This is a genomic window from Flavobacterium polysaccharolyticum (genome assembly GCF_038739875.1).
Taxonomy (GTDB): Bacteria; Bacteroidota; Bacteroidia; order Flavobacteriales; family Flavobacteriaceae; genus Flavobacterium; species Flavobacterium polysaccharolyticum.
In genome coordinates, this window is record NZ_JBCGDP010000018.1 from 94,329 (window position 1) to 100,941 (window position 6,613).

Below are 6,613 nucleotides of genomic sequence, written 5' to 3' on the forward strand. Positions count from 1 at the left end.
CCTACAAGGTTTTGGAAACCTTGCAGGAATAAGAGAAGCTATTCTGATTGGATATACCTATAAGTTTTTGGAAACCTTGCTGGAGTACTTGTGGAATTTATGGACGTATGTCTGTTGTAGACAATAGTGAGATTCCGTTTAAAAGGTATTCAATTGTTGTTTTAGTAGGGCGACTTCGGTAGGGTTGGGAAGTTCGCTATCGTCGGTAATCGCGGCGGAGTGGTAGTACACGGCTCGGGTGGTTTGGCTCAGCCAGTGGGCATTGCTCGAGCGCAATCCGCCTCCAGGCATCACCGTAATACGGTCACTAGCGTGTGCGACCAATTGTTGTAGGAGGTCAGCGCCTTCGGTCACATTGGTGCGCACTCCAGAAGTGAGGACGGTTTTGAAGCCACAAGCCTCTAACGTTTCTAACCCTTGCAGCGGATTAGCAATGCCATCGAAAGCGCGGTGAAAGGTGCAAGGCAACGGATGCGCCAAGTGCACCAAAGCCGCATTGGCCTCGGAATGAATGATGCCGTCGGGATGAAGTATCCCAAACACAAAACCATCGACCCCAAGATTTTTGAAAGCGGTAATGCTGTTTTTCATCGCTTGGAACTCGGTTTCGGTGTAGACAAAATCGCCTTCGCGTGGGCGAATCATCACATGGAGCGCTACGGTGGTCAGAGCACGTGCGGCTTGTACCATTTCGGCGGGAGGTGTAATGCCACCAGCGGCTCGGTCGAGACACAATTCGATTCTGTCAGCGCCATTTTCTTGGGCGATGGCAATGGCGTCTAAGCTAAAACAGGCGATTTCTAATTGGTTCATTTGATGTTGCATTTTTTTTTACCATTAAGACATTAAGGCTCATTACCGTTTCATTTGGCACGACTAATTTACCACTACTTTTATAACTAGGTGATTTAACTTTTTTTAAATATGACACTTTCAAAGTAGACTAGCAGTCGAAAAAGTTATTATTTCAAAAAGCAAAAAAACACACCCCTAACCCCTCTCAAGAGGGGAATTTGTAGCTACAAACATTTAACTATCCTTTGTTCATCAAATATCTCATTCTCTTAATGGTTTCGTTTACTGTATCATTCTAAACTATTTTAAAAAGTAGTTCGCATCGATGAGTTGGTTGCCCGAAGCATCGTGCACCGCATAATTGAATCCCCCTTGAATGCAATACGAGCCATACTCACCTTGCTTGTTCAATGCAATAAATCCAACTTGGATGTCTTTGAGGCTTTTGCTACGGTTTTGGGTGAGTTTTACAATGCGCGCCACGGCTTCTTCACAGGCTTTTTGAGGAGATTTTCCTTGTCGCATCAACTCGACCACCAAATGACAACCCGAAATACGCACAACTTCTTCGCCATGTCCGGTGGCGGTAGCGGCTCCAATTTCGTTATCGACATACAAACCTGCTCCAATAATGGGAGAATCGCCCAAACGGCCGTGCATCTTAAAGGCCATACCACTAGTGGTACAAGCGCCAGACAAATCGCCATGACTGTCTAAGGCAATCATTCCAATGGTATCGTGGTTTTCGATATTCGCAATGGGTTTGTACTCGCTGGTTTTGAGCCATTCTTTCCACTCTTTTTCGCTGGCTTCGACCAATAAATTTTCTTTGGTAAATCCTTGTGAAAGGGCAAACTGCAAAGCGCCATCACCTACCAACATCACATGAGGCGTTTTTTCCATCACGGCACGCGCCACCGAAATAGGATGCTTGATGTGTTCCAAACAACCCACGGCACCAATATTGGCTTTTTCGTCCATAATACAAGCGTCGAGCGTAACACGTCCGTCGCGATCAGGTCGCCCACCGTAACCTACACTGCGTTCGTTGGGGTCGCCTTCGGGAATTTTCACCCCTGCTTCTACTGCGTCTAAGGCTTTGCCATTATTTTTGAGGACTTCCCAAGCGGCATCATTGGCTTGAAGCCCAAAACGCCAAGTGGACAGTACAATAGGTTTTCGGATTTTGGAAGGGGTTGGAATAGGTGTTTCTTCTGAAGCGTTAGCAAACGAAGGTAAAACTACAGCGGCTGAGGCTATGGTAGCGGTTTTTAGAAAATGGCGACGATTGGTCATAATGGTATTTTTTTTGATTGCGACCAAATTAGGAAAATAAATGCAATCCCAAACATATAACAAAACACCAATAATCAAAAAAATTAAAAAAAGAAAAAACTTAGTAACTTTCAAGAATAGTACTTTAACTATCTTATAATTTTATCTTCACTATTTTATTGTCTCTAATAATTACAAGCTCACTTTTACGCTCTTTTTTAAAATCAAGCATTTTCTCATAGGCTTTTTCAAGTCCCTTTAGAATTTTATTTCTTCGCTCTATTTTAGTTTCAGTGGTCATACTATTTTTTTTAATTCAGTAAACTTTTTTTCATCAAGAATCATAAGTTGATTACTGCAATAATGTATAAGTTTCTTTCTTCCATACTTCCAAATATAGAAAAAATCAATCACTAACCATTCATAAACCATTAAAGTCTTTTGAATTCACTAAAAACAATAAAAACTCTCGAACTTACAGGAGTCAATGCTAATTAACAAAAAAAGGTCTAGAACATTTGCTCTAGACCTTTTCGTTTGGTTTGTATGCTATTTAATTTACCATTTGATAATTGCACTTGCCCAAGTAAAACCACTACCAAAAGCAGCTAAAACCACAGTGTCGCCCGACTTGATTTTTCCTTGTTCCCAAGCTTCGGTCAAGGCAATTGGAATAGAAGCTGCGGTTGTGTTACCGTATTTCTGAATATTGTTATATACTTGATCATCATTCAACTTGAATTTGTTCTGGATGAACTGAGAAATTCTCAAATTCGCTTGATGTGGAATCAACATGTCAATATCTGAAACTTCTAAATTGTTGGCTTGTAATCCTTCATTGATTACCTCTGCAAAACGAACTACTGCATTTTTGAATACAAATTGCCCGTTCATATAAGGGAAATAACTTTCGTCATTCGGGTCATTATCTGCCAAAATATCATTTACCCAACGACCACCCATTCCTGGTGCAATAAGTGATAATTCTTCAGCATGTTGCCCTTCTGAATGCAAATGTGTAGATAAAATTCCTTTGGTCAAATCTTCTTCTCTTGACAAAATAGCCGCTCCTGCTCCATCACCAAAAATTACAGATACACCACGACCACGAGTTGTCATGTCTAATCCTGAAGAATGTACCTCAGATCCAATTACCAAAACGTTTTTGTACATTCCAGTTTTGATGTATTGATCAGCAACTGACAGTCCGTACACAAAACCCGAACATTGATTTCTAATATCAATTGCCCCTACGGTTTTTAAACCTAAATCACGTTGCACCAAAACTCCTGGCCCTGGGAAATAATAATCAGGACTTAAAGTGGCAAAAACAACAAAATCAATATCTTCTTTGGCAATACCAGCACGCTCAATCGCAATTTCGGCTGCTTTTACCCCCATCGTTGTTGTTGTGTCTTCTCCTTTGATGATGTGTCGGCGCTCCTTAATTCCGGTGCGTTCTTGAATCCATTCATCATTGGTCTCCATTATTTTGGATAAATCATCATTTGTTACCACATTCGAAGGAACATAAAATCCTAATCCTGCTATTTTAGAGTGATACATAAGTATTTGTTTTTCATTAAAAATTGATTGACAAAATTAAACATCTTTTAAAAAGACAACCCACAATTTAGGCATTTTTTTGTTATAATCATTTTTAATATAGAAAATAAGCCCTTCGTCTTCTTTAATCTTCTCCAATTTCTAATAAAAACAAGAGTATAAATAGAAGTAACTCACCACTTATTATCGAGGCATCAACTGACTTATTCGCCTTTTTTGGTTAAAAAAATGCTTGTTCAATTTAAATCCATTGGTAAATCAACTCTTAACTAATCCAACTCGATTAAACTGACTTTAGGTTTTCAGAAAAAAATAATTTAACATAGAACATATGTAACATTTTGTTAGGAAATCAGTCTAATTTTAACACATACAAATTTTAATAAATAAATCAATACTTCATGAAGTTAAAACTCACACTCCTATTGCTAGGATTTGGTTTTTCGGTGTTGGCACAAGAAAACCTGACTTACCAAAAACCATCTAAATCAATTTTGGATTTAGCCGATTATGAAAGAGCTCCTTCGGTTTCGATGGATACCAAAAAAGAGTACCTTTTGCTTTCCTACAGAAACACTTATAAAACGCTTGACGACCTCAACCAAGAAGAATTGCGTTTGGGTGGATTGCGCATCAATCCAATTACCAACATTTCGAGTACGGTTACCTACATCAACAACTTAAAACTTCGAAAAATAAAAGACAAAAACGAAGTTCAAGTGGCGGGATTACCAGCAAATGCAAAAATCAGTAATTTGTCTTGGTCACCTAATGATACTAAAATTTTGTTCACACATACCGCTACCAATGGTGTAGAACTTTGGGTAATTGATGTGGCTTCGGCTCAAGCAAAAAAACTAACCGAGGCAAACTTGAATGCCAATTTAGGGGCTCCGTTTAGTTGGTTTAACGACAACGAAACGATATTGGTAAAACTATTGCCTAGCAACAGAAAACCTATATTGGATGCGAAAAAGGACTTGCCTACTGGACCAATCATTTCGAATGCTAGTGGTGCAAAATCACAAAACAGAACGTATCCAGATATGTTGAAAAACAAAAATGACGAGATCAATTTTGAAAATATCATCACTTCTGAATTATACAAAATTACCTTAAACGGAAACAAAACCCTATTCAAATCTGCCGATATGTATGCAGGCCAGAGTTTTTCTCCTGATGGGAATTATATTATGCTTACTACGATTCAAAAACCGTTTTCTTATATCGTTCCTTTGAATCGTTTCCCAATGAAATCCGTAGTGTATGACAAAAGTGGAAGGGAAATAAAAACTGTAAACGAAACCCCATTGACCGAAATCATGCCTAAAGGATTTATGGCGGTGCAAAAAGGGAAAAGATCCCTGATGTGGAGAAACGATAAACCAGCTACTTTGGCTTTTGCACAAGCGTTAGACGAAGGTGATCCAGCGAATAAAGTAGCATTTAGAGACGAAGTGTTTTTATGGGAAGCTCCATTTACTGCCAACCCAACTTCATTAGTTAAAACACCTCAACGTTTTAACGATATTACTTGGGGAAATGACAATATTGCCATCGTTTCGGATGAATGGTATGACACCAGAAATACCAAAACATACTTGATCAATCCATCGAATCCATTACAACAACCAAAAGTGATTACCGACAGAAACTCACAAGATGTTTACGCTGATCCAGGTAATTTTGAAACTAGAAAAAACCAATTCAACCGCTATGTTTTGGCTATCGAAAATGACAAAGCTTTCCGTATTGGAGATGGCTACACCAAAGAAGGTCAATTTCCGTTCATTGACGAATTGAACTTAAAAACGTTACAAAGCAAACGTTTGTATACCTCAACTTATAAAGACAAAAAAGAAGATTTGATCGAAGTAGAGGATTTCAAAAAAGGAACGGTTTTGGTACAAATTCAGTCCAAAAACGATTACCCAAATTACTACTTCAGAAACATCAACCAAAAAGACAAACTCACCCCTATCACTGATTTCAAGAATCCATTTGAAAGCATCAAAAATGTGAGCAAGGAAGTAATTAAATACAAACGTAAAGATGGTGTAGAATTATCTGGAACCTTATACTTACCTGTAGGGTATGACAAAGCCAAAAAAGAAAAATTACCGTTATTGATTTGGGCTTATCCTGCCGAATACAAAGACAAAAATAGCGCAGGACAGAGCACACAAAACCCGAACGAATTTACATTTCCTTCATATGGTTCATTTGTATACTGGGTGACTAAAGGCTATGCGGTATTAGACGACGCCTCATTCCCAATTATTGGAGAAGGCAAAACCGAACCTAATGACAACTTTATTTCTCAACTAGTAGACAATGCTGAAGCTGCAATCAATGCGGTAGACGCTTTGGGCTATATCAACAGAAAAAAAGTAGCCGTTGGTGGGCATTCTTATGGTGCATTTATGACGGCTAATTTGTTAACACATTCTAACCTTTTTGCTTGTGGCATTGCACGAAGCGGTGCTTACAATAGAACTTTAACTCCATTTGGTTTCCAAAGTGAGCAACGTAATTATTGGGAAACCCCTGAGGTGTACAATACCATGTCGCCTTTTATGCATGCGGATAAAATGAAAACTCCTTTATTACTAGTTCACGGAGAAGCTGACAACAATCCCGGTACTTTTACTTTGCAAACAGAACGCTATTTTCAAGCTATAAAAGGATTGGGTGGCCCTGCACGTATGGTAATTTTACCTAAAGAAAGTCATGGCTATGCCGCCAAAGAGAACATCTTGCACTTACTTTGGGAACAAGATCAATTCTTAGAAAAGTATTTGAAAAACTAAGGCAAATTAGTTCCAACAAAAAAGAGACAACCCGAAAAAGGAGGCCACTGAAAAAGTCTTTTTCCGAGTAAATTGACAAATAAAAGGAGTAGAAATCTTAGGATTTTTACTCCTTTTTTGGTATGTTTAGTTGTAATTATAAGGTTTTTTAGATGTTAGTACAACAG

The 6,613-nt window shown here is 38.7% G+C and carries 5 protein-coding genes; 1 reads left to right on the forward strand and 4 read right to left on the reverse strand.

The features are described 5' to 3' along the window. Nucleotides 1–138: 138 nt before the first annotated feature. From WFZ86_RS16210 to WFZ86_RS16225, 4 genes are all read right to left on the reverse strand, one after another. Complete coding sequence (locus WFZ86_RS16210; RefSeq protein ID WP_342692894.1) at nucleotides 139–813, reverse strand: copper homeostasis protein CutC; 675 nt, start codon at nucleotides 811–813, stop codon at nucleotides 139–141. Between the two features lie 282 nt (nucleotides 814–1,095). Next, nucleotides 1,096–2,091, reverse strand: a complete 996-nt coding sequence (locus WFZ86_RS16215) for an isoaspartyl peptidase/L-asparaginase family protein (protein ID WP_342692895.1) — start codon at nucleotides 2,089–2,091, stop codon at nucleotides 1,096–1,098. Between the two features lie 133 nt (nucleotides 2,092–2,224). Next, nucleotides 2,225–2,371, reverse strand: coding sequence for a hypothetical protein (locus tag WFZ86_RS16220; RefSeq protein WP_201296286.1), 147 nt, complete (start codon nucleotides 2,369–2,371; stop codon nucleotides 2,225–2,227). A gap of 257 nt (nucleotides 2,372–2,628) precedes the next feature. Further along, nucleotides 2,629–3,636, reverse strand: coding sequence for a 3-oxoacyl-ACP synthase III family protein (locus WFZ86_RS16225; protein WP_342692896.1), 1,008 nt, complete (start codon nucleotides 3,634–3,636; stop codon nucleotides 2,629–2,631). 401 nt (nucleotides 3,637–4,037) lie between these two features. Here WFZ86_RS16225 and WFZ86_RS16230 point away from each other — a divergent pair, with 401 nt between their 5' ends. After that, the gene (locus tag WFZ86_RS16230) at nucleotides 4,038–6,446 is read left to right on the forward strand and encodes an alpha/beta hydrolase family protein (RefSeq protein ID WP_342692897.1); all 2,409 of its coding nucleotides are present in this window, start codon (nucleotides 4,038–4,040) and stop codon (nucleotides 6,444–6,446) included. Nucleotides 6,447–6,613 lie beyond the last annotated feature (167 nt).